The sequence below is a fragment of the Kribbella sp. NPDC054772 genome (assembly GCF_053611945.1).
On the sequence record NZ_JBSHBJ010000007.1, the window covers coordinates 208,090 to 234,031 of the forward strand.

At 68.6% G+C, this 25,942-nt stretch carries 30 protein-coding genes and 1 tRNA gene; 19 read left to right on the forward strand and 12 right to left on the reverse strand.

The window, feature by feature from the left end; translation table 11 throughout:
- Positions 1-143: 143 nt before the first annotated feature.
- On the reverse strand, positions 144-740 hold the full coding sequence (locus tag ACWGID_RS14810; protein ID WP_452196998.1) for a hypothetical protein: 597 nt from the start codon (positions 738-740) through the stop codon (positions 144-146).
- Positions 741-948: 208 nt separating this feature from the next.
- Here ACWGID_RS14810 and ACWGID_RS14815 point away from each other — a divergent pair, with 208 nt between their 5' ends.
- The 4 genes from ACWGID_RS14815 to ACWGID_RS14830 are packed head-to-tail and all read left to right on the forward strand — an operon-like array spanning position 949 to position 2,571.
- Entirely contained in the window at positions 949-1,656 is a 708-nt protein-coding gene (locus ACWGID_RS14815) for a hypothetical protein (RefSeq protein WP_452196999.1), read from the forward strand.
- Positions 1,653-1,796 carry a hypothetical protein gene (locus tag ACWGID_RS14820; RefSeq protein WP_452197000.1) on the forward strand — a complete coding sequence of 48 codons (144 nt, stop codon included), beginning with the start codon at positions 1,653-1,655 and terminating at the stop codon, positions 1,794-1,796. Before ACWGID_RS14815 ends, ACWGID_RS14820 begins: the two co-directional genes overlap by 4 nt.
- A 21-nt stretch (positions 1,797-1,817) precedes the next feature.
- The gene (locus tag ACWGID_RS14825) at positions 1,818-2,054 is read left to right on the forward strand and encodes a hypothetical protein (RefSeq protein ID WP_452197001.1); all 237 of its coding nucleotides are present in this window, start codon (positions 1,818-1,820) and stop codon (positions 2,052-2,054) included.
- Positions 2,055-2,064: 10 nt separating this feature from the next.
- Positions 2,065-2,571 (forward strand): GNAT family N-acetyltransferase, encoded by a 507-nt coding sequence (locus ACWGID_RS14830; protein WP_452197002.1) that lies wholly within the window; start codon positions 2,065-2,067, stop codon positions 2,569-2,571.
- A 33-nt stretch (positions 2,572-2,604) separates the two neighbouring features.
- On the opposite strand, the gene mscL is transcribed toward ACWGID_RS14830, so the two are convergent.
- The 4 genes from mscL to ACWGID_RS14850 all read right to left on the reverse strand — a co-directional run bounded on the left by mscL (position 2,605) and on the right by ACWGID_RS14850 (position 4,728).
- On the reverse strand, positions 2,605-3,003 hold the full coding sequence (gene mscL / locus ACWGID_RS14835; protein ID WP_452197003.1) for a large conductance mechanosensitive channel protein MscL: 399 nt from the start codon (positions 3,001-3,003) through the stop codon (positions 2,605-2,607).
- Positions 3,004-3,124: 121 nt separating this feature from the next.
- Positions 3,125-3,742 (reverse strand): SAF domain-containing protein, encoded by a 618-nt coding sequence (locus tag ACWGID_RS14840; RefSeq protein WP_452197004.1) that lies wholly within the window; start codon positions 3,740-3,742, stop codon positions 3,125-3,127.
- A 60-nt stretch (positions 3,743-3,802) separates the two neighbouring features.
- The gene (locus ACWGID_RS14845) at positions 3,803-4,174 is read right to left on the reverse strand and encodes an FmdB family zinc ribbon protein (protein ID WP_452197005.1); all 372 of its coding nucleotides are present in this window, start codon (positions 4,172-4,174) and stop codon (positions 3,803-3,805) included.
- A gap of 77 nt (positions 4,175-4,251) precedes the next feature.
- The gene (locus ACWGID_RS14850; RefSeq protein WP_452197006.1) at positions 4,252-4,728 is read right to left on the reverse strand and encodes a DUF1203 domain-containing protein; all 477 of its coding nucleotides are present in this window, start codon (positions 4,726-4,728) and stop codon (positions 4,252-4,254) included.
- A gap of 78 nt (positions 4,729-4,806) precedes the next feature.
- Between ACWGID_RS14850 and ACWGID_RS14855 the strand changes: the two genes are divergently transcribed.
- Complete coding sequence (locus ACWGID_RS14855; protein ID WP_452197007.1) at positions 4,807-7,347, forward strand: penicillin acylase family protein; 2,541 nt, start codon at positions 4,807-4,809, stop codon at positions 7,345-7,347.
- A 1-nt stretch (position 7,348) separates the two neighbouring features.
- On the opposite strand, the gene ACWGID_RS14860 is transcribed toward ACWGID_RS14855, so the two are convergent.
- From ACWGID_RS14860 to ACWGID_RS14870, 3 genes are read right to left on the reverse strand one after another with little or no spacing between them, the layout of a single operon-like run.
- Positions 7,349-8,407, reverse strand: coding sequence for a serine hydrolase domain-containing protein (locus ACWGID_RS14860; protein WP_452197008.1), 1,059 nt, complete (start codon positions 8,405-8,407; stop codon positions 7,349-7,351).
- Positions 8,407-9,315 (reverse strand): phosphotransferase, encoded by a 909-nt coding sequence (locus tag ACWGID_RS14865; protein WP_452197009.1) that lies wholly within the window; start codon positions 9,313-9,315, stop codon positions 8,407-8,409. The genes ACWGID_RS14860 and ACWGID_RS14865 overlap by 1 nt, the downstream gene beginning before the upstream one ends.
- Positions 9,308-9,868, reverse strand: a complete 561-nt coding sequence (locus tag ACWGID_RS14870; protein WP_452197010.1) for a 5-formyltetrahydrofolate cyclo-ligase — start codon at positions 9,866-9,868, stop codon at positions 9,308-9,310. The genes ACWGID_RS14865 and ACWGID_RS14870 overlap by 8 nt, the downstream gene beginning before the upstream one ends.
- A 65-nt stretch (positions 9,869-9,933) precedes the next feature.
- Between ACWGID_RS14870 and ACWGID_RS14875 the strand changes: the two genes are divergently transcribed.
- The 8 genes from ACWGID_RS14875 (at position 9,934) to ACWGID_RS14910 (ending at position 15,792) form a co-directional block, all read left to right on the forward strand.
- Positions 9,934-11,319, forward strand: a complete 1,386-nt coding sequence (locus tag ACWGID_RS14875) for a UTP--glucose-1-phosphate uridylyltransferase (RefSeq protein ID WP_452197011.1) — start codon at positions 9,934-9,936, stop codon at positions 11,317-11,319.
- Between the two features lie 17 nt (positions 11,320-11,336).
- Positions 11,337-11,816, forward strand: coding sequence for an N-acetyltransferase family protein (locus tag ACWGID_RS14880; protein WP_452197012.1), 480 nt, complete (start codon positions 11,337-11,339; stop codon positions 11,814-11,816).
- Positions 11,817-11,915: 99 nt separating this feature from the next.
- Positions 11,916-13,136 (forward strand): molybdotransferase-like divisome protein Glp, encoded by a 1,221-nt coding sequence (glp, locus tag ACWGID_RS14885; RefSeq protein WP_452197013.1) that lies wholly within the window; start codon positions 11,916-11,918, stop codon positions 13,134-13,136.
- A gap of 34 nt (positions 13,137-13,170) precedes the next feature.
- Positions 13,171-13,653, forward strand: a complete 483-nt coding sequence (gene moaC / locus ACWGID_RS14890) for a cyclic pyranopterin monophosphate synthase MoaC (protein ID WP_452197014.1) — start codon at positions 13,171-13,173, stop codon at positions 13,651-13,653.
- Positions 13,650-14,138 (forward strand): MogA/MoaB family molybdenum cofactor biosynthesis protein, encoded by a 489-nt coding sequence (locus ACWGID_RS14895; protein ID WP_452197015.1) that lies wholly within the window; start codon positions 13,650-13,652, stop codon positions 14,136-14,138. Before moaC ends, ACWGID_RS14895 begins: the two co-directional genes overlap by 4 nt.
- Entirely contained in the window at positions 14,138-14,755 is a 618-nt protein-coding gene (locus ACWGID_RS14900; protein ID WP_452197016.1) for a GNAT family N-acetyltransferase, read from the forward strand. Before ACWGID_RS14895 ends, ACWGID_RS14900 begins: the two co-directional genes overlap by 1 nt.
- 97 nt (positions 14,756-14,852) lie before the next feature.
- Positions 14,853-15,647, forward strand: a complete 795-nt coding sequence (gene sepX, locus ACWGID_RS14905) for a divisome protein SepX/GlpR (RefSeq protein WP_452197017.1) — start codon at positions 14,853-14,855, stop codon at positions 15,645-15,647.
- Positions 15,648-15,719: 72 nt separating this feature from the next.
- Positions 15,720-15,792, forward strand: a tRNA-Ala gene (locus ACWGID_RS14910).
- Between the two features lie 176 nt (positions 15,793-15,968).
- On the opposite strand, the gene ACWGID_RS14915 is transcribed toward ACWGID_RS14910, so the two are convergent.
- A complete protein-coding gene (locus tag ACWGID_RS14915) occupies positions 15,969-16,544 on the reverse strand; it encodes a TetR/AcrR family transcriptional regulator (protein ID WP_452197018.1) in 576 nt (191 codons plus the stop codon).
- An 85-nt stretch (positions 16,545-16,629) separates the two neighbouring features.
- Here ACWGID_RS14915 and ACWGID_RS14920 point away from each other — a divergent pair, with 85 nt between their 5' ends.
- The 6 genes from ACWGID_RS14920 to ACWGID_RS14945 all read left to right on the forward strand — a co-directional run bounded on the left by ACWGID_RS14920 (position 16,630) and on the right by ACWGID_RS14945 (position 23,163).
- Positions 16,630-17,511 (forward strand): SDR family oxidoreductase, encoded by an 882-nt coding sequence (locus ACWGID_RS14920; RefSeq protein WP_452197019.1) that lies wholly within the window; start codon positions 16,630-16,632, stop codon positions 17,509-17,511.
- 81 nt (positions 17,512-17,592) lie between these two features.
- Entirely contained in the window at positions 17,593-18,009 is a 417-nt protein-coding gene (locus ACWGID_RS14925) for a Fur family transcriptional regulator (RefSeq protein ID WP_452197020.1), read from the forward strand.
- Positions 18,010-18,047: 38 nt separating this feature from the next.
- A complete protein-coding gene (katG, locus tag ACWGID_RS14930) occupies positions 18,048-20,258 on the forward strand; it encodes a catalase/peroxidase HPI (RefSeq protein WP_452197021.1) in 2,211 nt (736 codons plus the stop codon).
- A 174-nt stretch (positions 20,259-20,432) separates the two neighbouring features.
- Complete coding sequence (locus ACWGID_RS14935; protein WP_452197022.1) at positions 20,433-21,950, forward strand: B12-binding domain-containing radical SAM protein; 1,518 nt, start codon at positions 20,433-20,435, stop codon at positions 21,948-21,950.
- 32 nt (positions 21,951-21,982) lie between these two features.
- Positions 21,983-22,402: a hypothetical protein gene (locus ACWGID_RS14940; RefSeq protein ID WP_452197023.1), complete on the forward strand. Its 420-nt coding sequence runs from the start codon at positions 21,983-21,985 to the stop codon at positions 22,400-22,402.
- Positions 22,399-23,163, forward strand: coding sequence for a hypothetical protein (locus tag ACWGID_RS14945; protein ID WP_452197024.1), 765 nt, complete (start codon positions 22,399-22,401; stop codon positions 23,161-23,163). Before ACWGID_RS14940 ends, ACWGID_RS14945 begins: the two co-directional genes overlap by 4 nt.
- A gap of 617 nt (positions 23,164-23,780) precedes the next feature.
- Here the strand turns inward: ACWGID_RS14945 and ACWGID_RS14950 are convergent.
- The 3 genes from ACWGID_RS14950 to ACWGID_RS14960 form a co-directional block, all read right to left on the reverse strand.
- Positions 23,781-24,272 (reverse strand): hypothetical protein, encoded by a 492-nt coding sequence (locus ACWGID_RS14950; RefSeq protein WP_452197025.1) that lies wholly within the window; start codon positions 24,270-24,272, stop codon positions 23,781-23,783.
- Positions 24,273-24,335: 63 nt separating this feature from the next.
- On the reverse strand, positions 24,336-25,328 hold the full coding sequence (locus ACWGID_RS14955) for a hypothetical protein (protein ID WP_452197026.1): 993 nt from the start codon (positions 25,326-25,328) through the stop codon (positions 24,336-24,338).
- Entirely contained in the window at positions 25,322-25,894 is a 573-nt protein-coding gene (locus tag ACWGID_RS14960; RefSeq protein ID WP_452197027.1) for a hypothetical protein, read from the reverse strand. Before ACWGID_RS14960 ends, ACWGID_RS14955 begins: the two co-directional genes overlap by 7 nt.
- Positions 25,895-25,942: the final 48 nt, after the last annotated feature.

Genomic DNA, 25,942 nt, shown 5'->3' on the forward strand with positions numbered 1-25,942 from the left:
TGGCTGGCGGGGGGGCGCCGCCGCTCTCGGCGGCGGCGCTCGCCGCCCACACCCCGAGGGCGGCACCCGCCCCACCCCCCCCCACACGCACGGCGCGGGTGGCCCGCTCCGGACGGCTTCGGGGTGCGCGTCCGGCGCGGGGGTCAGCGGAGGCCGAGAGACTTGATCAGCTCGGCGCTCACCTGGCGAGGGGCCGGCAGGGTGCCGGGCTTGCCCTGGCCTTCCAGCGAGGTCGCCACCAGCCGGTGGCAGCCGAACGCCTCAGCGGTGAACGACAGCACGCCGCGGTCGTTGTCGGTGAAGCGCAGGACGTAGGTGGGACCGAGTTCCTTGGTGCACATGTTCGGCTTCTTCGCGACGGGTTTCGCCGCGTTCACCAAGGCGAACAGTGCGGTGGCCTGCGTGCCGTTGCGTTTGCTGTTGACGGTCGCGTAGTCCTGCCCGGCCGCCTGCGGGTCGTACTGGCAGATGGTCACGCTGACCGGCTGGAACGTCGATGCGGCGACACCCTGGCCCCAGACCACCTTGTCGGCGGCCGTGCGGACTGCGGTGATGGTCTCGGGGCAGTCCGTGCTGGGAGTGCCGCTGGGGGTGGCTGACGGGCTGGGGGTGGTCGGTGTATCCGTGGGCTGGGCGGCGGGCGGGGACGAGGCGTTCTCGGAGCCGCAGGCGGCGGCAAATCCGAGTACAGCCACGACGAGCGTCGCACCGATCAGGCCCCGTGTCCGTAGTGCACTCACGACTCGGTTCCTTCCGGGTTGGCAAGGTGCACCATCATGGTGGAACGGGGTCACGCCGCGCGTGCCAGAACATCACGGCAGCGCGTCTTTCCGGTCACGTCGCGGGATCGTGCGGCAACCGAGGCACAGCTGTAACGTCGGCGTACTGGTCGCCGAACGCGCCGCCGGGCGCGCCGCGTCGGCTTGCCGCTGTCTACGATGCTGTGTCGTGGGCCGGAAGAAGAACGCCGCCGCGGCGGCCGCGGCGCGGGAGCGCGAGGAGTGGCAGCTCGGTGTCGACTGGGCACGCTGGCTGCTGTCCGGCAACGCGCCGCAGGAGCTGACCATGTACGGGCTCGTCCTCGACCCGGGCGAGGCGGCGTACATCCAGACCACCGCGCAGTACGCCAGGCTGTACGGCGGCAACGGCCGCTACACGGCCAGCGGCGGCTTCGTGATCGGCAAGCCGGCGCTGGTGCTCGGGCTGATGGCCGCCAACGCCGCGGTGAACGCGAGCCGGAAGGCCGCGGCCAAGCGGGACATGCAGCAGTCTTGGCGCGACGTCCAGGAACTCCCGGTCGTGGCGACCAACTACCGGCTGCTCTGCCACCTGCCCACGAAGGGCTGGATGAGCTTCTACTACAGCGCCGTCCAGGAGTTCTACCCCGATCCGGCGAACTGGACGATCACCTTCGCGTTCCAGAACGCCGTACCGCTGCGGCTGTCCGGGCTGGCGATTCCGACCTTGTCGGTGCTGACCTCCTGGTCCGTGCTCGGGAACAACCGGTGGCAGGGTGAACCGGGGATCGCGCCGCTGATCCAGGAAGCCGTCGGTTCGCAACTCGGAGGCAGTTCCGCCGACCAGATCCAGGGTGAGGTGGTCGACGGCGAAATCGGTCCCGGCGAGCCTCGGCGACTCGGTAATCTGGACCTATGACGAGCCCGTACGAAGACGACGAGCCGCTGCTTCCGGACCAGACCCGTGACGATGACCCGCGGACCTGGGGTGACAACGACTTCGGCAACAACGACGACGACGATCGCATCCTGCGCGAGGTCCCCCCGCACCACGGATGAGCCCGGCCGCACGGCCTGGACGTGCTGACACCTGATCGGCCCGCCGAGCCAGTGCGTGGGGTGGCGCTGACGCGCTTTCGAGTGGCGGTCCTGCCGTCGGTGCCGGAGAATCCGTCGCATCAGCGGAAGACGGTCGACGCGCTGCTGCGGTCGATCCGGGGGAGTCGTGAACTGGCCGGGTGTCCGGAACCGCCGACGCCCGCCTTCCCGCCGTCCCTGGATCAGCTGGTGCGAACGATCGTGGAGTTCGTCAACTGAGGGGGAGTGCGTGGAGCTTCGGGGGTTTTCCGACGGGTACGGCGTCCAGGTCGCGAGCTGGGCGCGGAACGAGAGGGAAGTGGCGTTGCTGTCCGGGCGGGTGGAGTATCCCTTCCCGGTGGACCTGCGGACGAGCTGGCGGACGGTCGAGGAGGACATCCACTCCTATCTGCTGTTCGACGGTGAACGGCCGGTCGGGTACGGCGAGGTGTGGCTGGACGACGAGGAGGACGAGGTCGAGCTCGCCCGGATCATCGTGGACCCGAAGGTCCGGGGTCGCGGGTTCGGCGGTGAGCTGGTCCGAGCGCTGCTCGGGCCCGCGCTCGACGCCGGGTACTCGGAGGTGTTCGTCCGGGTCCGGCCGGAGAATGCGCCGGCGATCCGGGCCTATCACGGCAGCGGATTCGTCGACGTCCCCGCCGCGTTGATGGAGGAGTGGAACGACGGACAACCGGTCCCGTACCGCTGGATGCGGTACGCCGGTGAGCAGGTGGACGCCGGCGAGCTCAGGGGCTGAGGTTGTGCGTCCACCTGCCGATGGCAGGTCTTACTAGCGAGTCTGGGCGGAGCGCAGCAGGTCGCGGATCTCGGCCAGCAGTTCCTGGTCCGTGGTCAGCGGCGTGGTCTCCGGCTCCGGCTCCTGGCCGCGCTTACGGCGCTCGGCCAGCTTGTTCAGCGGCATCACGATGAAGAAGTACACCGCTGCCGCGACGAACAGGAAGTTCAGCGCGGCGTCCAGGATCAGGCCGATCGAGAACTTCGCGCCGTTGATCTCGAAGCTCCAGACCTTGGAGATGTCCGCCTTGCCGAAGATCGCAGCGACCAGCGGGTTGATCAGACCTTCCACCAGCGCGGTGACGATCTTCCCGAACGCGGCGCCGATGACGACGGCGACCGCGAGGTCGACGACGTTGCCGCGCATGATGAATTCTTTGAAGCCCTTGAGCATGTGAGGGTGCCTCCACGAAGCGGGTGGGATGTACCCGGACAAGTTAGGGCCGCAGACCCGCGAGAGCGAGGTACCGCGCCGGTCAGGGAACGCTTCGTGCCCTGACCAGTCCGCAGAGTGATCAACTGGTGTCGTTCGTCAGCGCCACGGTGAGTCGGGCGCTCGCACCGGCCTGGGCCAGTCTGCCGGCGATCTCGGGGCTGGTCGCGACCACGATCAGCGCGCCGGAGCTGCCCGAGCCCGGAGTCGGCAGGGCAACCACGGGGACAGCCTTGGCGAGCAGGTCTGCGGCGCCCGCGGTCGTGCTCGTCGCGGCGTACACGTTGAGCTTGTCGCCGACGCGCAGGAGCGCGCTGATGTCGGCGTCGTCGATGCGGAACGGGTAAGCGAGAGAACCGCGTGGCACGGCGGGTGGCGCCAGGAATCTGGCGTCGGTGAGTGGTTCGCCGGCTCTGACCGGGCCGCTCAGCACCCGGGCGCTGAGATCGGCGCCGGGTTTGAGCGCGCCAGTCGGCACGACGCCGGGCGGCAGGTCCACCGTGCGGAGGTCGTCGTGCGTCGGCACGGCGCCGCCGGTGAGGTCGCGGGCAGCGGCCAGCACAGCGACCGTCGGAGGCGGTGCGGGGGAGAGGGCGAGAAGTCCGAAGTACACGGCGGCCGCGGCGGCGACGCCGGCGAGGAGCCGACGGTGCCACCGGGCGGCGCGAACAAGGTCACGAAGTGCGGAAGGGATTGTCATGCCGGAGAAGGTACGAGTTTCGCCGACACCCTCCCGTCAGTTATCCACAGGCGCGGTGGTTCAGGCGGCGCTGGTGCCCGAGGACGAGCCACTCGAGGACGATCCGGACGAGCCCGACGAGGAGGACCCCGACGACGAAGAACCGGACGACGATCCACCGGAGGACGAGCTGCCGGACGAGCCCGACCCGTTCGACGACGAGCCGGACGAGCCCGAAGAGGACTCGGACTTCGCCGGCACCGAGCTCTTGCCGGAGGACCGGCTGTCGGTCCGGTAGAAGCCGGAACCCTTGAACACGACGCCGACGGCGTTGAAGACCTTGCGCAGGTTGCCCTGGCAGTTGGGGCACACGGTCAGTGCGTCGTCCGTGAAGCTCTGGCGCACCTCGAGCGCTTCGCCACAGTCGGTGCACTGGTACTGGTACGTCGGCACGGTCGGTTCCCTTCAAGCCGCTGGCACTCCTACTACCCGACTGCTAATAATGCGCCAGCGGCCCGAAGTATTCCAACTCAGGCCTGTCGGCGCACTGTTCGGCGCACTGTGAAGTTCCAGCAACCGGCGACCACGTTCCGCACCTGAACACTGTCCACGACCGGGTCCTCGAACAGTCGTTTGAGCTCGATCTCACTCGTCCCGGGATCCGCGACGACACCGTCCAGCATCTGACCGTCCGCGCTGTACGGACGCAGTACCGCCCGCCGGTCCCGGTAGTCGATCGGGAAGCTGTCCGCGGCCGGCGCCGAGCAGGTGGACAAGTGGACGAATACCGGCCCGACCTCGGCATACGGTCCGCCGACGGTCATCGGGCGGTGCGCGACCAGTGCGATGCTTTCGCCGGCGTCCGCGACCGTGAGGCAGCAGCGCAGTGGCTCACCGCCTCCGGAAACCAGCGGTACGACGACGTTTCCGAAGTCGTCGTAGCCGTTGCAGCGGATCCGGTCCAGCGCGGAAAGGGGGACGGCTTCATACCTCAACTCTGCGTTCATGTCGAGGGAACGCAAAGCAACGCAAAGTTGTGAGGGACTCCATTTGGGGTGGGCGGGGGGATTCTCTACGGTTGGTCCGTGCGTCGCCTGCTTCGAGCTCTCATCTACAGCGGAATCGCCCTCATCACGCTCCTCGTGGTGATCGCGGGAACCGTCATCTTCGTCGTCCGCCACTCGTTCCCGACGTACGACGGGACGATCGATCTGAACGGGCTGGACGCCGATGTCAGCGTGGTCCGGGACGCCAACGGCATCCCGCAGATCTACGCCGACTCCCCGGCCGACCTGTTCGCCGCGCAGGGGTATGTGCACGCGCAGGACCGGTTCTTCGAGATGGACTTCCGGCGGCACGTCACCTCCGGCCGGCTGACCGAGCTGTTCGGCAAGACGGCGCTGGAGACCGACAAGTTCGTCCGGACCCTCGGCTGGCGGCGGGTCGCGGAGCAGGAGCTGCCGCTGCTCAGCCCGAGCACCCGGGAGTACCTGGACGACTACGCCCGCGGCGTCAACGCGTACCTGTCGAAGCACAGCGGCTCCGGTCTCAGTCTCGAGTACGGCATCCTGTCGCTCCAGCCCGGCGGCCCGAAGAACTACACCCCGGAGCCTTGGACCGCGGCGGACTCGCTGTCCTGGCTGAAGGCGATGGCGTGGGACCTCGGCGGCAACCTGGACGAGGAGATCACCCGGACCAAGCTGCTGTCCGCGTTCCCGGCCCGCAACGTCGAGAGCCTCTACCCGCAGTACCCGTACGAGCGGAACCAGCCGATCATGGAGTCGGGCTCGATCGGCAAGAACGGCAAGTTCACCACCGCACCGGTCAGCACCGAGGTCCGCCGGGGCATGCTCACCCAGGACCTGCTCAAGTCGCTGGACTCGGTGCAGAAGGTCGCCAAGGGGCTGCCGCAACTGCTCGGACAGGGTGACGGCGTCGGGTCGAACTCGTGGGTCGTCTCCGGTGACCACACCACCACCGGCAAACCGCTGCTGGCCAACGACCCGCACCTGGGCGCGACCATGCCGGGCATCTGGACGCAGGTCGGCCTGCACTGCAACAACGTCAGCAAGACCTGTCCGTTCGACGTCTCCGGCTTCAGCTTCTCCGGTCTGCCCGGTGTGGTGATCGGGCACAACAACGCGATCTCCTGGGGCTTCACCAACCTCGACCCCGACGTCCAGGACCTGTACCTGGAGCGGATCGACGGCAACAACGTCCTCTACAACAACAAGTGGCGCGCGATGACCACGCGCGAGGAGACGTTCAAGATCGCCGGTCAGGACGATCCGGTGAAGATCACTGTCCGCGAGACCCGGCACGGTCCGCTGATCTCCGACGTCGGCGAGGACGAGAAGAAGGTCGGCGAGCAGTCCGCGTCGCAGGCGAAGTACCCGAAGGCGTACGGCGTGGCGCTGCAGTGGACCGCGCTGAACCCGGGGCGCACCGCGGACGCGCTGTTCGCGATCAACACCGCCCAGAACTGGACCCAGTTCCGGGCCGCCGCCGCGCAGTTCCAGGTGCCTTCGCAGAACCTGGTGTACGCCGACACCGAAGGCCACATCGGGTACCAGTCGCCCGGACTGATCCCGATCCGCACGACCGGCCGTGGCGACTGGCCGGTGCCCGGGTGGGACCCGAAGTACTCCTGGAAGGGCTACATCCCGTTCGACGCGTTGCCGAACGAGTTCGACCCACCGAGCGGGATCATCGTCACCGCGAACCAGGCCGTGGTGCCGAACACGTACACGTACTACCTGACGAACTCGTGGGACTACGGCTACCGCTCGCAGCAGATCCTGGACCGGATCAAGGACGCCGGGAAGCTGGACGCGAACGCGATGGCGTCGATCCAGCTGGACACCAAGAACAAGGCCGCCGAGATGGTGGTGCCGTACCTGCTGCGGATCAGTATCGACGACGCGTTCGACAAGCAGGGCCAGGACACCCTGCGGAACTGGGACTTCACCCAGCCGCCGGACTCCGCGGCCGCCGCGTACTTCAACGTGGTCTGGCGCAACCTGCTCTCGCTGACGTTCCACGACCAGCTCCCCGAGGGCACCTGGCCGGACGGCGGCTCGCGCTGGTTCGAGGTGATCCACAACCTGATCGGCCAGCGCAACAGCGGCTGGTGGGACGACATCCGCACACCGCAGCGGGAGAGCCGCGACGACATCCTGCGTGAGGCGCTGATCAACGCCCGGACCGAGATCACCCAGAAGATGGCGCGCGAGCCGTCCAACTGGCAGTGGGGCCGGCTGCACAAGCTCACGCTGACCAACCAGACGCTGGGCACCTCCGGCGTCGGGGTGGTCGAGAAGATCTTCAACCGCGGCCCGTACGAGCTCGGCGGCGGTACGTCGATCGTCGACGCGACCTCGTGGGACGCCTCCGAGGGGTACCAGGTGACCTCGACCCCGTCGATGCGGATGGTGGTCGACCTGTCCGACTTCGACCAGTCCCGCTGGGTGAACCTGACCGGTGTGTCCGGGCACGCGTTCTCGCCGAACTACACCGACCAGACCGACCTGTGGGTCAAGGGCGAGACCCTGCCGTGGGCCTACACCAAGGGTGCGGTCGAGGCGACCCGCAAGCACTCGCTCACCTTCACCAAGCCCGGCAACTAGGTCACCACGCGGGCGTGCTGGCCTCGGCGAAGAGTTCTTCGGGCCAGGTCCAGAGCGCCCGCGGGGTCAGCAGGATCGAGATCGTCCCGTCCGCGGGTGTGGTGGACCAGAGCGAGCCGAGTCCGCCCGCCCAGCCGTACCGGCCGCCGCCGACGGACATCCCGTAGCCCCATCCGGTGTCCGGGCCGAGGAAGTCGGCGGCCGCCGTACGCTGCGCCGGTGTCAGCTGGTCGCTCGTCATCTCCGCGACGGCCGCCGGGGACAGCAGATCGCCGCTCAGCAGCATCCGCGTGAACACGTGATAGTCGTCGATCGTCGAGATCAACCCACCACTCGCGTCCGGGAACGACGGCGGAGTCAGCCACTGGCTCTCCGCGGCCGGGTCCAGTACGTCGTCCCCGACGTACGCCGTGGTGAGGCGGGCGGGATCCACCGCGGTGAACCCGGTGTCGTGCATCCCCAGTGGCTCGAAGATCCGCTCGCGGAGGAACTCCTCCAGCGGCCGCCCGGTGACCCGTGGGAGGAGTACGCCGAGGATGTGCGAGCCGGTCGAGTACAGCCACCGCTGACCCGGTTGGTACTGCAGCGGCAGCGTCGCGAGGCGCTTGATCCACTCGTCAGGCTCCAGCGGAGTCCGCGGTACCGGCGGCCCGAACGTGTGCAGCTCCAGCTCGGCCTCCCGCTGCCGCAGCGCCGGGTTGTCCGACTCGCCCAGCCCGAGCCGGAACGTGAGGAGATCCCGCACCGTGATCGGCCGCTCCGCCGGGACGGTGTCGTCGATCGGCCCGTCCGGATCCCGCAGTACGACGGGATGCGCGAGCTCGGGCAGTACGTCGGCCACCGGGGCGTCCATGGACAGCCGCAGGTCGTCGACCAGGAGCATGGTCGCTGCGGCAACGATCGGCTTGGTGAGCGACGAGATCCGGAACAGACTGTCCCGCTGCAGCTCCGGACCGTCGTACTCCGTTCTGCCGAGCACCTCGATCCGCGTCTCGTCACCACGGCTCACCAGACTGATGAGTCCGGGCATCGCACCGTTGTCGACGTACTCGCGCAGCATCAGCTCAGTCCACCAGCGAACGGCATCGCGCGCCACTGGGTGGCGAACATGCGGATCCCGTCGGCCAGTGCGGGCATCTGTGGGACCAGTGGGGTGCACACGAGGACCTGCAGTGCGCGGACCAGGTCCATCACCTGCTGGATCTGCGGGTCCAGCGTCGGGAGACCGCGGGCCTGCGCGCCCTCGTCGTACGCCTTGCAGAGGTCGGGGCCGAAGCCGGCGAGGTCCCATTCGATCGGTCCGAGGCCGACGTCCTCGAAGTCGGCCCACAGCGGGCCGTCGACCGTGGTGATCAGGTTCCACGACGGCGCGTCGCCGTGCAGCGGCTGAATGGTCGCTGAGGGGAACGCCGCCTCGAAGGCGCTGCGGCTGGTCAGAACCGGCTCCAGCACCTTCCACTCGGCGCGTGCCCGCTCGACGTCCTCCTGCTCGAGCAGGTCGGGTACTGCCTCGACTGTGGCGAGACCCGGTCCGATCAGACGCAGCGGGGTCATCCAGGGCAGTTCACCCGGGTAGTCGGCGAGTCGCGCGTGCAGCTCTGGTACACGAGTGGTCGCGCCGTAGTAGTCGGGCTCGGCGGCCTGGTCAACCTCGACGTACGTCCAGAACGTCATGGACAGCCCGTCCTGAGTGACCGGCTCGCGAGGCACCAGTGGGCTCGGCGGCACCACGGGGAAGCCCTGCTCGGCCAACCAGGCGACGACGTCCAGCTCGCGCTGTTGCCTGCGGACTGCGGGCTCCGGCTCCTTGAGACCGTCCGGGAGGTTCATCGGCACCCGGGCGACCACTGAGGTCGGTTTCAGGTGCACCACCGTCGAGAACGCGGTGTAGAGCACTGTCGGGTCGGTGACCGTCAGGCCGAGGTTGTGAGCGGCTGTGGCTGCGGCTTGGACCGCGGTCTCAGTCATCTCCCGATCTTCGCAGCGGGATCAAACGATTTGGCGTCAACGCGGCGTCGACCGGCTGGTCGTGCGCGTCGGACGGGAGCGCGTCGACGATCTCGGTGTCGTACACGGCGGCCCAGATCGGCGTACCGGACCTGGTGCGGGCGAGGGCGCGGTCGTAGGAGCCGCCGCCGCGGCCCAGGCGGACTCCGTCGCGGGAGACGGCCACGGCCGGGCAGATCACGAGCTCGGCGGTAGCGATCGCGTCGGAGCCCAGATCGATCGGCGGCTCGGACAGTCCGAGCCGGCCGGGCACCAGGTCGGCCGCACCGGGCGCAACGCCCCAGCCGAGGTCGTTGTCGGCGTACAGGATCGGCAGCAGCACCTCATGGTGTGTCGCGAGCAGCCAGTCGATCAGCGCACCGGTCTGCGGCTCCGGACCCATCGAGACGTACACAGCGACCCGGTACACGTCCGGCAACACCTGTTGGGCGCTCGCCAGCAGTCCGTCCGCGTGGGCCCGCTGCCCCCGCGCCTCCAGGAAGTGCTGCCGCGCCACGGCCTTGGTTTCAAACACGCTCTGATCGTAGGAGCGTGACGCGGGCAACACTGGGATTACGTCCTGTCGCCTAGGGTTGGTGCATGGGTGAGGTGGGTCTCAGACAAGCGCAGGAGAAGATGCGTGCCGCCGGTGCTGCCGACGTCGCGATCCGCGTCTTCACGCACTACTACCGGCTGCTCGAGTCCGGCCAGCACGGGAAGATCCCCGAGGCCGACATCGAGCCAGTGGGCGATCTGCCCCACCTGGACCACCTGGACACCGACCCGGACGCGCTCCGGGCCGCGCTGGCCGAGACCGTGGTGATCAAGCTCAACGGCGGCCTCGGCACGTCGATGGGCGTCACCGGCCCGAAGTCCGCGCTGCCGGTCAAGGACGGGCTGAGTTTCCTCGACATCATCGCCCGGCAGATCCTCAGCACCCGGCGCGCGTACGACGTACCGCTGCCGCTGGTGCTGATGAACTCGTTCCGCACCAAGACCGAGTCGCTGCAGATCCTCGGCGAGTACGACGGCCTCGCGATCGACGGCCTGCCGCTCGACTTCCTGCAGAACATGGAACCGAAACTGCTCGCCGACGACCTGACCCCGGCCGAGTGGGAGCCGGACCCGGAGCTCGCCTGGTGCCCGCCCGGACACGGTGACCTGTTCACCGCACTGGTTGCCTCCGGCACCCTCGACGCGCTCCGCGAGCACGGCTTCCGGCACGCGTTCATCTCGAACGCGGACAACCTCGGCGCGACACCGGACCCCCGGATCGCGGCGTGGATGGCCGAACACGACGTACCGTTCGGGATGGAGGTCTGCCGGCGGACGCGCTCGGACCGCAAGGGCGGGCACGTCGCGGTGCGGAAGTCCGACGGCCGGCTGATCCTGCGCGACAGCGCCCAGGTCGCGGACGACGAGACGCAGTACTTCCAGGACATCACCCGGCACAAGATGTTCAACACCAACAACCTGTGGATCGACCTGGACCGGCTCGACGAGCTGATGTCCGGGCACGACGGGGTGCTCGGGCTGCCGATCATGGTGAACCGCAAGACCGTCGACCCGGCCGACCCCTCGTCGCCGAAGGTGATCCAGCTGGAGACCGGGATGGGTACCGCGATCGAGACCTTCGAGGGCTCGCAGGCGGTGATCGTCGACCGCAGCCGGTTCAAGCCGGTGAAGACCACGAACGACTTGCTGGTACTCCGCTCCGACGTCTACGAACTGGACGAGGCGGGCGACCTGACCACGACCCACGAGGGCGACGAGCCGTACGTCGACCTGGACCCGGAGTACTTCAAGATCCTCGCCGACTTCGACGCCCGGTTCGCCGCCGGCCCGCCGTCGCTGGTCCGGGCCGACCGGCTCGCGGTCCGCGGCGACGTTGCCTTCGGCAAGGACGTGGTGGTGCTCGGTGATGTCGAGGTGACCGCGCCGGACGGCGAGCGCCGGGACATCCCGGACGGCACCGTACTGAGCTGACACGCACTGGGGGGACTGTGGACGAGCTGTTGATCAGGCCGCTGGAGCCGTACGACACGGACGAGGCGGCCGCGGTCTGGTGGCGCTCCCGGCACGCCGCGGGGGCGCAGCTGCCGCCGGCGATCCACACCGCCGCGCAGGTGGCGACGTGGTTCGCGGACGTGCTGCTGCCGGACGCCCAGACCTGGGTGGCCCTGGACGACGGCCGGATCGTCGCGGTCCTCACCCTGGACGGCGACGACCTCGACCAGCTGTACGTCGACCCGGAGGCGGCCGGTCACGGCGTCGGCTCCACCCTCGTGGACCTCGCCAAGGACCTGCGCCCCGGCGGCCTCGCGCTGTGGACCTTCCAGATGAACACCCGCGCCCAGTCCTTCTACCGGGCGCACGGCTTCCGCGAGGTCCGCCGTACCGACGGAGTGGCGAACGAGGAACGCACGCCCGACGTCCGGATGGTGTGGGGCCGCCACCCCGAAGGCGTACCGATCAACGGGTAGTGGTGCCGCACCGCGGGCCGTGGCGAGCCGCGGTGAGCCTGCGGTCCGTCGGCCGCGCCAACTACCTCCCGTCCTTCGGTACGGATTAGGGTCGGGCTCGTGAGACGGAGTGTGGATGAGCATCTGGAGGTCGTACTCGGCCGGGTGACCGCGTTGCCCGCGTTCGACCAGCCGTTGATGGACGCGGTGGGGCAGGTGCTCTGCGAGGACATCGTGTCGGGGGTCAGCCTGCCGGGGTTCGACAACTCGGCCATGGACGGGTACGCCGTCCAGGCGGGCGACCTGGCCGGCGCCTCGGACGAGAACCCGATCGCGCTGCCCGTGGTCGGCGAGTTCCGGGCCGGGCGCAGCGAACCGATCGTGGTGACCCCGGGGACCTGTGTGCGGATCATGACGGGCGCACCGATGCCCAGGGGCGCGGACAGCGTCGTACCGGTCGAGTGGACCGACGGCGGGACGGTCAACGTGCGCATCACCCAGCAGCCGCCGGTCGGTGGCTCGGTGCGGCACGCCGGCGAGGACGTCACCGCCGGTACGAAGGTGCTGGACAGTGACACCGTGCTGGGGCCGCGGCAGATCGCCGTACTGGCTGCTGTCGGTCGGGCGCGGGTGAAGGCCCGCCCGCGGCCGCGCGTCGTGGTGATCTCGACCGGCGCCGAGCTGCGCGAGCCGGGGAGCCGACTGGGCGAGGGACAGATCTACGACTCGAACAGCTACACGCTGGCCGCCTGTGCGCGGGACGCCGGCGCGGTGGTGTACCGGGTCGGAATCGTCGACGACGACCCCAAACGGATCATGGACACCCTGTCCGACCAGTTGGTGCGTGCTGACCTGGTCATCACCACAGGTGGCGTCAGCATGGGCGCGTACGACGTGGTGAAGGAAGAGCTCTCCAAATTGGGCACAGTGGACTTCCCGCAGGTCTCGATGCAGCCGGGCAAGCCGCAGGGGTTCGGTGTGATCGGTGAGGACTCGGTGCCGATCTTCACGCTGCCCGGTAACCCGGTGTCGGCGTACATCTCGTTCGAGGTGTTCGTGCGGCCCGCGCTGCGCAAGATGATGGGGCAGATGCCGTACCGGCGGGCCCTGGTCCCCGGCGTGACGCTGGACGGGTTCAACTCGCCGGCCGGGCGGCGGCAGTTCGTCCGCGCTGCGGCCAGCGGCGGCGACGAGGGCTGGATGGCCAGTACAGTCGGCGGGCACGGCTCCCACCTGCTCGGTGGGCTGAGCCGGGCGAACGCACTGATCGTGGTGCCCGAGGACGTGACAGCGGTCCGGGCCGGCGATCAGGTCGAGCTGATGCTGTTGGAGGGTGCCTGATGGTTCCAGGGACGCCCTCGGACGAGGAGACCGGATGACCGAGCCCCCTGCGGGGTTGACCCACGTCGACGAGACCGGGGCCGCGCGGATGGTGGACGTGTCCGCCAAGGACGCCACCGTCCGCCGGGCGGTTGCCAGCGGCAAGGTTCTGGTGTCCGCCGAGGTGGTGGCCGCCCTGCGCGGCGACGGCGTACCGAAAGGTGACGCGCTCGGCGTCGCGCGGATCGCCGGGATCATGGGCGCGAAGCGGACGCCGGACCTGGTGCCGCTGTGCCATCCGATCGCGATCACCGGTGCGAAGGTCGACCTGGAGGTTGCCGACGACGCCGTACTCATCCGGGCCCAGGTGAAGACGACGGACCGGACCGGTGTCGAAATGGAGGCGCTGACCGCGGTGGCGGTCGCAGGGCTCGCCGTGATCGACATGGTGAAGGCGCTGGACCCGGCGGCCACGCTGACCGACGTACAGGTCGAGCTGAAAGAAGGCGGCAAGACCGGGCACTGGGAGCGGCCGTGAGGGCGCTCGTCGTCAGCGTGTCCAACAGGGCAGCCGCTGGGGTGTACTCCGACACCACAGGTCCGCTGATCGCGTCCCGGCTGGCGGACTGGGGTTTTGAGGTGTCCGGGCCGGAGGTGGTCCCGGACGGTGCGCCAGTGGGGGCCGCGCTGCGGTCCGCGGTCGAGGCGTCGTACGACGTGGTTCTGACGACAGGTGGCACGGGGATCTCGCCCACTGACGAGACGCCGGAGCAGACCGCCGCTGTGCTGACGAAAGCGGTGCCGGGGATCGCTGAAGCCATCCGGGCGTACGGCGTGGCCAACGGCGTACCAACGGCCTCACTGTCGCGTGGACTGGCCGGAATCGCCGGTACTACGGTCATCGTCAACCTGCCCGGATCGCGGGGCGGTGTGAAAGACGGTCTCGCCGTACTGGAGCCACTGTTGAGACATGCGGTCGAGCAAGTCCACGGTGGCGACCACGTGCGGACGGACGTCGACTGATGGCGATCGTGCGCTGGCCGGTGGAGCTGCAGCACGGGCAGGTCGGCCTACGACCGCTGCGTGCCGGCGACGGCAGCGAATGGGCTGCAGCGCGCCAACGCAACGTCAGCTGGCTGCGGCCGTGGGACGCGACCCAGCCACCCGGTGCCGAAGACGGTGCGCGCACCTTCCGCGCCATGGCACGCGACTGGAACCGCCAAGCGCGGTACGGACGGATGCTGCCCTTCGTCATCACGTACGGCGGTGCGGCCGGCGCAGGGCCGCGCGCCAGATGGCCCCTCGTCGGACAGCTCACCGTGTCCGGCATCACCTACGGCTCGGCCCGCTGGGCCAACCTCGGCTACTGGGTCGACGAGCAGTACGCCGGTCGCGGCATCGTCCCGACAGCGGTCGCGATGGCCGCCGACCACTGCTGGTTCACCCTCGGTCTGCACCGGATCGAAGTCGCGATTCGCCCCGAGAACAAGGCAAGTCTGCGGGTCGTCGAGAAGCTCGGCTTCCGGTACGAGGGCGAGCGGCCGCGGTTCCTGCACATCGACGGCGACTGGCGCGACCACCGCATCTTCGCGCTCAACGTCGAAGAGGTCGGAGCCGGTCTCGTTTCTCGACTCACCTGACTACGGTGCGTGCTATTCACATCAGTCACACGAGTCTTCTTGCGACACACCGTCTCACGTACCTCATCTGGCCCCCGCCGCGCTTTAGCGTCATCGCATGGGGACGACAGGGCTGATCTACGTGGCGATCGTCGCCGCCTGGGCCGCCTACCTCGTCCCGATGTGGCTGAAGCGAGGCGACGAAGCGCGGCGGCGTCCGGTGGTGCCGTCATCGGACGAGGCGCGCGTACTGTCCCGCGACCCGTCGCGGACGCGGTACGTCGTACGTCCGCCCAGTGCTGTCGCCGCGGACGACCCCTCGCCACCCACGAAGTACATCCCCAACCGTGCCCGCCGGGTGGCCGCCATGCGCCGTCGGCGGGTGCTGTCGATCCTGACGCTGTCCCTGCTGTCCGTCGTGGCGCTCGCCGGTCTCGCGATGCTGCCGTGGTGGACAGTCGCCGTACCCGGGGCGTTGATCCTCGGGTTCGTCGTACTCACTCGTGTGCAGTTGCGGCGACAGGCCCACGAGCGCGCCACGGCCGCCGCCGAACGGCGAGCCCGTGCCCAGGCGCGGCACGACCGCGGCCCGGCCGGCAAGCCCGCGCCGTCGGCCGACGACGAGATGACCATCGAGGTCAAGCTCCCCGCCGAGCCTGCGCTGGCCCCTGCTCCGGTGCAGGAGGACAAGCCCGCGTCCGAAGGCCTGTGGGACCCGGTGCCGGTCACGCTGCCGACCTACGTGCTCAAGGAAAAGGCCCCCGACCGGACGGTCCGGACCATCTCCCTGACCGACGACGCGGTCTTCTCCAGCGCCCGCATCAGCGACCCTGCGGACAAGCCCGCCGTCGCCGAAACCGTCGCGCCGAAGCCCTTCGAAGAGCCCGAGGTGAAACGCGCCGTCGGCGACTGATATCCGGTTTTAGTCTGCGGGGCTCGGCGTGTTAGAGTTTCGCGGTCGCAAGGGAAACCGAGCGACCGACTCGGGGCTGTGGCGCAGTTGGTAGCGCGCTTCGTTCGCAACGAAGAGGCCAGGGGTTCGAATCCCCTCAGCTCCACGAAGTCGATGGGCGACTCGTGTCCGCGGAAAGCGCGGACCGGGTCGCCTTCGTCATTTCGTGCGGCTGCGCTTCGCTTGCCGCGTGCGGGGGCTCCGCCACCCGCACCCCCTTGCGCCTTCGCTTCGCTCGGCTCCGGGGTTGGGCGCCGCGGTTGGGAGTCGGCGGCTGTTTGCTCAGGTGAGGGATGCGGTTGCGGCGCGGAGACCCTCCAGAGCAGCCAAGGTATGAGGAGCTAGTCCGCCCTCGTCGTGTTCTAGCTCGGCCCAGTCGGCGTAGCCCTGTTTGAAGGCTAGGAGGCCGAGTTCGGCGGCTAGGTGGGCGAGGGGATCGGGTACGCCGCGGGCTCGGAGGGCGGCTGTCATGGCTGTCGCTAGGCCGACGCTTTTCAGGGCGTCGCGTTCCTGGAGTTCCGCGCTGGCGGCGATGGCTGCTTTCAGGCGTGGGGCGAGCTCGCGGTTCATGGGGCCCATGGCGTTCGAGGCGCGCTCTAGGCCGGCGGCGACTGCCTCTAGGGGTGTGGCGTTCTCGGGGGCGGCGGCGATGCCTTCGGACAGTAGGCGGCTGAGGGTGTCTTGGCCGGCTACGAGGAGTTCGCGCTTGTCGGGGAAGTGGCGGAAGAAGGTGCTCTTGGTGACGCCGGCGCGTTCGGCGATCTGCGTGACCGTGGTGGCGTCGTACCCCTGGTCGGCGAACAGGTCGACCGCGGCCAGGACCAGTCGGTCGCGCGCACCGGGTTCCCAACGAGCCATGCGGTCAGTCTAGGTGATGGGACTCTTGTCCCATCGGGTGCTACGGTGATGAGACAAGAGTCCCATCACTTCTGAGGAGCATCTCATGCAGGTTTTCGTGACCGGGGGCACTGGTCTGATCGGGTCCGCGGTCGTCCGTGAACTGCTCGGGAACGGTCATGCCGTCCTCGGCCTCGCGCGCTCCGACGCGTCTGAGGCTGCCCTCCGGGCTGTCGGTGCCACGACCGTTCGCGGCGGGCTCGCCGATCTGGACGCGGTCCGCGCCGGCGCGGCCAAGGCTGACGGGGTGATTCATCTTGCCTTCAGCAACGACTTCAGTAGCCCCGAAGCACTCGCCGCGGGCATTGCCGAGGAGGGAGCCGCGCTCGCGGCCCTGGGGGAGGAGCTGACGGGCAGCGACCGTCCGTTGGTCACGGTTTCGGGTACGCCGGCTGTGCCTGGCCGACCGTCGACGGAGGCCGACCCGCTGCCGACCGATGGCCCGGTTGGTGGTCGCAGTCGCGCGGTGATGGCAACGCTCGACCTGGCGTCGCGTGGTGTCCGGAGTGCCGCCGTACGGATGCCGCGCACGGTCCACAACCAAGGCGACGGCGGGTTCGCCGGCTTACTGACCCAGATCGCGCGGCAGAGCGGTGTGTCCGGCTATCCGGGCGACGGCTCGCAGCGGTGGCCTGCTGTGCATGCGCTCGATGCGGCCGTGCTCTTCCGGTTGGTTCTGGAGAACGCGCCGGCCGGGACCGCGTGGCATGCGGTCGCCGACGAGGGGGACGCCGTACGGGATATCGCGGCGGTCATCGGGCGGCGGCTGGGTCTCCCGGTCGAGTCCGTGGCGCCGGAGACCTTCGGGCCGCTGGGGCCGATCTTCGCGACCGATCAGCCGTCCTCCAGCGCGCACACGCGGCAGGTGCTCGGCTGGACGCCGCAACATCCCGGCCTGCTGGAAGATCTGGAGAACATCAAGCCCTGACGGGCGCGACACGCCTGTCTCAATCTGAGCCTAATCTTGACTCATTCCAGAAAAGGCGGAAGACTGCGGAACGTGCCGACGGTGGATGAGCTCCAGGATCTGTTGCGTGGGGCTTCGTTGCGGGTGACCCGGCCGCGGGTGGCGGTGCTGGCCGCGGTCCACGATCACCCGCATGCGGACACGGACTCGATTATCGGTGCCGTGCGCAACGAATTGCCGGAGGTCTCGCACCAGGCGGTGTACGACTCGCTGCACACTTTGACGACAGCGCGGCTGGTGCGGCGGATCCAGCCGTTGGGGTCGGTCGCACGGTACGAGTCGCGGGTGGGGGACAACCACCACCACGCGGTCTGCAGGTCGTGCGGTGCCATCGCCGATGTCGACTGCGCGGTCGGGCATGCGCCCTGCCTGACCGCGTCCGAAGACCACGGGTTCGTCATCGACGAGGCCGAGGTCATCTACTGGGGGCTGTGCGCCGACTGCTCACGCCGTACCTGATCTTCGATTGACAAACGTCCAGTTCTGGAAGGAATTCGATGTCCGAGAACCATGAGCCCCTGCCCGGCGAGGCCTCCGCGGACAGCCGCGGCGCCGAGACCGGTGGCTGCCCGGTGAACCACGGTCAGGGCGTGCACCCGACCAGCGGGAACGCCAACCGTGGCTGGTGGCCGAACCAGCTGAACCTGAAGATCCTGGCCAAGAACCAGCCGGTGTCGAACCCGCTCGGGGAGGAGTTCGACTACGCCGCGGCGTTCAAGACGCTCGACCTGGCGGCCGTGAAGGCCGACATCGCCGAGGTGCTGACCACGTCGCAGGACTGGTGGCCGGCCGACTTCGGGAACTACGGCCCGCTGATGATCCGGATGGCCTGGCACAGCGCCGGCACGTACCGGATCCACGACGGCCGCGGTGGCGCCGGCGCCGGGCAGCAGCGGTTCGCGCCGCTGAACAGCTGGCCGGACAACGGCAACCTGGACAAGGCCCGCCGGCTGCTCTGGCCGGTCAAGAAGAAGTACGGCCAGAAGATCTCCTGGGCCGACCTGCTGATCCTCACCGGCAATGTCGCGCTGGAGACCATGGGCTTCAAGACCTTCGGCTTCGCCGGCGGCCGCGAGGACGTCTGGGAGCCGGAGACCGACGTGTACTGGGGCCCGGAGACCACCTGGCTCGGCGACGAGCGGTACTCCGGTGACCGCGACCTGGAGCGTCCGCTCGGTGCGGTCCAGATGGGTCTGATCTACGTGAACCCGGAAGGCCCGAACGGGAACCCGGACCCGATCGCTGCCGCCCGCGACATCCGCGAGACCTTCGGCCGGATGGCGATGAACGACGAGGAGACCGTCGCGCTGATCGCCGGCGGCCACACGTTCGGCAAGACCCACGGTGCCGGCCCGGCCGAGAACGTCGGCGCGGAGCCCGAGGGCGCGGGGATCGAGCAGCAGGGCCTCGGCTGGAAGAGCACCTTCAACACCGGCAAGGGCAAGGACGCGATCACCAGCGGCCTCGAGGTCACCTGGACCACGAAGCCGACGCAATGGTCGAACGACTTCTTCGACATCCTGTTCGGCTACGAGTGGGAGCTCAGCCAGAGCCCGGCCGGCGCGAACCAGTGGGTCGCCAAGGACGCCGAGGCGATCATCCCGGACGCGTACGACGGCGCTAAGAAGCTGCCGACGATGCTCACCACCGACCTGTCGCTGCGGTTCGACCCGATCTACGAGCCGATCTCGCGCCGCTTCCACGAGAACCCGGAAGAGTTCGCCGACGCGTTCGCGCGCGCCTGGTACAAGCTGACCCACCGCGACATGGGCCCGATCGTCCGGTACCTCGGCGCAGAGGTCCCGAGCGAGGTGCTGATCTGGCAGGACCCGCTGCCGGCCGTCGAGCACGAGCCGCTCAGCGACGCCGACGTGACCGCGCTCAAGGCGGCCATCGCGGCGTCCGGCCTGACGGTCGCGCAGCTGGTCTCGACCGCGTGGGCGTCGGCGTCGACGTTCCGCGGTAGCGACAAGCGTGGTGGCGCCAACGGTGCGCGGATCCGCCTGCAGCCGCAGAGCGGCTGGGAGGTCAACAACCCCGACGAGCTCGCGCAGGTGCTGCGCACGCTCGAGGGCGTCCAGCAGTCGTTCGGGAAGTCGGTCTCGCTGGCCGACCTGATCGTCCTCGCCGGCGGCGTCGGTGTGGAGATCGCCGCGAAGAACGCCGGGTACGACGTCGTCGTACCGTTCACGCCTGGTCGGGTGGACGCGTCGGCCGAGCAGACCGACGCGGACTCGTTCGCCGCGCTCGAGCCGGTCGCCGACGGGTTCCGTAACTACAACGGCAAGGGCAACCGTCTCCCGGCCGAGTACCTGCTGCTCGACCGGGCGAACCTGCTCACCCTGAGCGCGCCTGAGCTGACGGTCCTCGTCGGCGGCCTGCGAGTTCTCGGTGCGAACTACGACGGGTCGAAGTACGGCGTGCTGACGGACAACCCCGGCACGCTGACGAACGACTACTTCGTCAACTTGCTCGACCTCGGCACCGAGTGGCACGCGGCCGACGACAGCCAGGAGACGTTCGAGGCCACCGTCGACGGCCAGACCAAGTGGACCGGAACCCGCGCCGACCTCGTGTTCGGCTCGAACTCCGAGCTTCGCGCCGTCGCCGAGGTTTACGCCAGTGACGACGCGCGGCAGAAGTTCGTCACCGACTTCGTCGCCGCCTGGCACAAGGTCATGGAGCTCGACCGCTTCGACCTGCGCTGATCCGATAACGCACGAAACCGGCTCCCCCGTGTCGCGGGGGAGCCGGTCCGCGTTCCGGCGTGCTTGACACGTGATGACCGGAAGCGCACGCTGGAATGTGCTTTGTATTTACCAGGAGCGCACATCTCAATCAATTAGTTGATTCTTCGTCGCCGGGTGGGAAATGGGGGCGCGATGAAGGTTGTGTTGATTTCGCCGCCGATCATGGACGATTTCGCCGGCGATCCGAAGCCGATTGCGATGGATGCGGTACGGGAATGTCCCGCCTACGGGATGTACCTGCTGCAGGCGGTGCTCAACGCCAACGGGCACGACGCGACACTGGTCGACCTGATCGCGGACGGATCGGACCGGATCGACGCGTACCTGCCGCAGGTGGCCGAGGCCGGGCTCGTCGGGATCGGGGCGACGTCGATGTCCTGGCCGACCGCGCTGTCGGTGATCGTGCAGATCCGCGCCGCGCGGCCGGACGTGCCGATCGTGCTGGGCGGTATTCACCCGACGATGTTCGACGCGTACCTGTTGCGGACGTTCCCGGTGCAGTACGTCGTCCGCGGTGAGGGCGAACGGGCGATCGTCGAGCTCGCGAACGCCGTACAGGACAACGGTGATGTGGCCGGCGTCGCGAATCTGAGCTGGATGTCGGAGTCCGGCGAACTGGTGCGGAACCCGGTCGCCCGGCAGCTCACCCCGGACGATCTCGCCGCGGCTCCGCTGCCGGACTACGACCAGTTGCAGCCGGGCGTCTTCCAGGGGCTGTCGATCGAGTCGTCGCGGGGTTGCGCGTTCGACTGCTCGTTCTGCAGTACGTCGTACCGCCGCAGCTATCGCAGTTTCGAACCCGAGGCCTTCGTCGATCGCCTCGAGGCGTTGTCGCAGTACACCGGCCGGACCAACACCGGATTCGTGCACATCATCGATGACGAGTTCTCGATGAATCCGCGCCGCGCGATCCGCATCGCCGAGTCGATCCGGCGCCGCGGGATGACACCGAGCCTGGTGTACGACTCGCGGGCCACGGACCTGTTGTTCCCCGGGTACGTCGAGTCGATCGCCGAGTTCACCGGGCAGTTCCTGGTCGGCGCGGAATGTGGGTACGACGAAGGTCTGAAGAAGATCGGGAAAGGGACGACCACCGACATTCTGGAACGCGCGGCGCAGAAACTCGTCGAGTTCGGAATCGCGGACCGTGCCGATTTCTCCTTCATTCTCGGCCTGCCCTGGGAAACCGTGACCGAAGTACGCCGGACCATCGCGTTCGCCGCGAAACTCTACGCGACGTACGGCGTCCGGCTGCTGCTCCAGTGGTACTGCCAGATCCCGGGCTCGCGGCTGTGGCAGGAGCAGCGTGACCGCCTGGACGTCAGCGAAGTGATGTACGACGAGTTCGGGTTCTTCCGCAACCTGTACCTGTTCCGCAGCGGGGTCCAGTTGACGCCGGAGGAGATCTGGGACATCAGCCGGCAGGTACGCGCGTTGATGTACCTGTCCCGGGCCCGGAACCCCGATCGCGTGATGATCGAGTACGGGCATCCGGAGCCGATCAGTCTGTACTTCCCGGAGGACCTGGTCAGGGGCTCGAGCCACGCGCTGCCGAATCTGCGCACCGTGGCGTACGCGCGGGACCGGAACACCGGAAAGGAACGGCGCGCGGACGTCGCGCGCCGGCCACTACGACACCTGCCGCTGTGATGGCCGGTGCCGTGAAGCTGTAGGGAGGAGCCATGCCGGACAGGTACATCCCGGTATCAGAGAGCGAGCAGCAGTTTGCGCTGCTGCTGGAACGAGTGCTCACCGAGCCGTCCTTCGCGGAGGCGATGGACAGTGACCCGGTGCGGGCGCTCAACGAAGCCGGCTACGAGCTCGACGTCCAGCAGGAAGAGGCCATCCGGTCGAGCCTGCGGTTCGAGCAACCCGAGGCGCTAGGGGACGAGCAGCTCGCGTTCCCGTTGACGAAGCCGCTGGTCAGCATCATCACCAAGGGCACGAAGCCGGCCGTCCGAGTGGTCACGAAGGGGACGCAGCCGGCGGTGTCGGTCGTCGTCAACACCGTCGTCCTCGTGGAGGAGTCCGACCTTCCAGAGATCGAGGTGGTGCCGGCCGAGGAGGAGCGCTTCCGAGCCGCCCCGGCAGACGAGGAGTGACCGGTCCCTCGAACAAGATCTCGGAGACCACATCCGGCGCGATCGGCACGCTGGGAATCGTCGCCCTGGCCGCCGCACCCATCGCCGTCGCCAGGTCGCGCCACGTCTCCCTCACCTGGCCCCTCGCCGGAGCAGCCAGCTGGGCCTTGGCCTCGATCATCAAGCGAGCCGTCCCGGCGATCACGGGAGCTGTGCCTAGCGAGGAGCGGGCCGATGCCGGGATGCCGAGTGCCGCTCCGAGCGCGGGGCGGCGCTCGATGCTCGCGCATGCCGCCCAACGCGGGGCGATCTCAGCGGCCGCCGAACTCGGCTGCACCGCCCTAGCCTTCGCCGTACGCCGCCCCTCAGCCCCCGGCCAGGTCGTGGCATTCGGCGCGGGCGTGGGCGGTATCGAAGCCCTCTACGTCCTGGCCCTAGGCATCGCACACCCAGCCGATCCAGAGACCCTCAACCAATGGCGCACGGTCCGCCAGCACTCTCTAGTCGTCGACCAGTTCGTCCTCATCGAACGATCCGTCGCCATGACCTCCCACATCGCCAGCCGAGGCCTACTCTCAACCGCCCTCCACACACCAGGCCGAGCCCGAGCGCGACGAATCGCAACATCCCTAGCCCTCTTCACCCTCGCCGACACCGTCGCGGCGTACGGCCACCTCGCCAACTGGAACTGGCTGGACCCCCGAGTAGCCCGCCGCACCCACGCCTTCTACACCACCATCGCAACCCTGGAGTCCTACCTCTACCACCACTGGACCCACTAACCAGTTGCCCCAGGCAACCTCGACGAAACTGCGTTCACCGACCGCGCTCAGGCCAGCCAGTTGGCCCGGGCCGACCACGCCGCATCCCAGGGCGATCGTCAACCTGGGTGCGACTCTCCACCGACGTACTGAGAGAGGGTTGCGGAGATGAGGCCGGGGCTCTCGGCGATCCGCCGACGGCGAGCGGTCGCGAGGACCGGAGCGGTCGTTGCCCGTCCCACGCGTGAGCGATCGCACGCTTGGCGTCCAGCTCAGCTTGGCGGTTCGTGGCACCGACTCCTCGCCGCGTCCAGTCGTCATACCGGTTGAGCCCTGGCTGGCGATCATTCGGATGGCGGTGCAGACGAGCACAGACCTGCGCATAGATGTTGTTCGACCCACGACGAGGCTTGATGGCCAGCAGCTCACGGCGCGCCGGTCCGTTCGGTGTCGCGGGGCCGATCTCGCGGAACACGAGCCGGTAGTCCGCGGGACGTTGCGGATCCGATCGAAGGTACGCCGTCACGCAGTCCCGCAGGTCTCCTTCGCCGGGCGCGCAGGTCAGCGCGTGGTGACCGTCGGTCTTCCCGCTGGCGAGGTCGATCATCGTCCGCAGTACCTCGCGCCGAAGGGCTGCCTCAGGCCCGCCGGGGTTCTTGCTCGCGGCGGAGTTCTTCCAGTAGTTCTTGGGTTTCTGGGCCCATCCGGGCTGCCCAGTCGTCGAGGTCGAGGGGACGGCTGGTGGGGAGTGGCTCAGTGTTGTACGTGCGGACGGTGGGGTCGTCGATGACGCCCGGTGGCGGGTGGTCGTCGCCTCGGAGGTCGCGGTACTGCGTCGTCGACATCACCACCGCCTGCGCCTCGCCCCCGTCGCCCCACGCCACGGGCAACCCGGAACCGGTCGCGACCAGAGCAGGCAACCGCTCGGCGAGCTCGGCCGGCGTGAGTACGTCGTTCAAACCGGTGAACGTCTCCGCGCCATCAAGGTCCTCGAACTCGTCGTACGGCAGGACAACTGCCTCAGGTACGCCGTTCCCGAAGCTGAACGCACGCGTCTGCCCGCTGCGGAACCTCGCGAGCACGCCGGCAAGATCAGCCCGGACCTCGTCGACCGATGGCCAGTTCGTCATGCGCCGAATCTAGTCCTTTCCGTCCACGAGCTGCGGTCGTCATCCACAGCCCCGGCCGCGGCGTCAGCCGCCGCAGTTCCGCGGTGGGATCGACGTGGTCGCCGAGCCGCCGTTCGGGTCGACGAGGACCGGGCGGAGGTCGGTGACCTGGAGGGGGAGTGAGCGGCTGAAGTTGAGGGGGATGTCGCCTTGCATGCCGCCGCCGGTCCAGTGGACGTTCCAGTACGCCGTCGCGGTGACGGGGTAGTTGCCTGCCTTCTCGCAGTGCGAGGTCTTGGTGTACCTGGAGCCGCAGGTCGGCGACGTGGGCATGTCCTTGAGGGACTTGCCGGCTGCCATCGCCTTGGTGAACGGCGTACCGGCGCCCTTGCAGGTGACCGTGTTGCCGCCGCCCATGGACCATTCGATGTGATCGACGGTGCCGGTCGCGGTGATCGAGACCCCGCCGAGCGCCGCGGTCTTCGTCTGCGGACCGGTGGTGGTCGGCCCCGGATCGGTGGCCCACATCCAGATCGGAACGTTCACGACACCGACCTGATTCGCACTCTGCACATACGGCGACAACCCAAGCTGCGGCGCCACAAAGGTCATCGTCTTCACCACCTGCTGAGCAGCCACCCGCGGATCAATAGTCCGCTTCTCGCCCGGTGGCCGGATTACGGGCTCGAACCGCTCGATGCCCTCCGGCTTGCCGTCGACGACGCCGAGAATCACCCAGCACCGGTAGAACTTCGTGCCCGGCGGCCAGTCGCTGCCCTGCATCGTGACCGCGGATTCGGTTGGGGTCAGGTAGCAATGTGACGCCGCGTCGAAGAACCCGTCAGCCGTTCGGCACGGCACGACCTGCCCTTCGTACACACAGTCAGACCCACCAGGCTTCTTGCTCCCAGGCTTCGTCGTCACCGCCTCCGTCGGGTCATGTCCGTCATCGCTGGCCTGTAGCTCGCACTGACCGGAGATCACGTCCTTCCGGCAGGGCGGTGGGTCGGTTGTGACGCCTGTCGGGGCTGCCAGCACCGCGACGAGCAGCGCGGTGGCTGCGAGCGTGGTCAGCATTTGGAAGCCTGATTCATTCCTTCGGATGCTTTCCAAGCGCTCTGCTCGAAGCGCATGTGCATCTCGTCGATCCAGCGGGTGGGTGCACCAGCTGCTTTCACGCTCTTGCCTTGGGCATCGACCGCGGTCACCTTGGACGCGTCAACGCAGGCCTGGACGGTGATTTCAGCGATCTGCCCACCGGAGCCGGCAGTGCCGAGTTTGAGCGGCTTGGTCCAGATCACCTCGATGTTCCCGACCGCGTGCCACCGCCGGCCCTTGTACGTCGCCGCCTGGTTCAGCTCGGTCTTGAGCATCACGCCGGTCGCAACCTTCGAGAGTCCGGCGACGTTGGTTCCACCGCTGGCGGCCGTCGCGACCTTGGCCGCGATGTAGGCGCGGTACCCGGCCTGTGCCGCCGCGGCTTGCGCCTCGGGGGAGTTGGTCGGAGTCGCCGATGACGGTGACGGCGAGGACGCGGGTGCCGTGTTGGGTTGGCCGGCCTCTGGGGAGCCTTGGCAGGCCGTTAGCGCTAGGAGGGCGCAGAGGGCTGCGGTGGTGGGTCCGAGGGCCGGTCGGCGCGGCATGGGGGCTCCGTTCAACGATGCGGGTGGTGTAAGCGTCGCATACGGAGG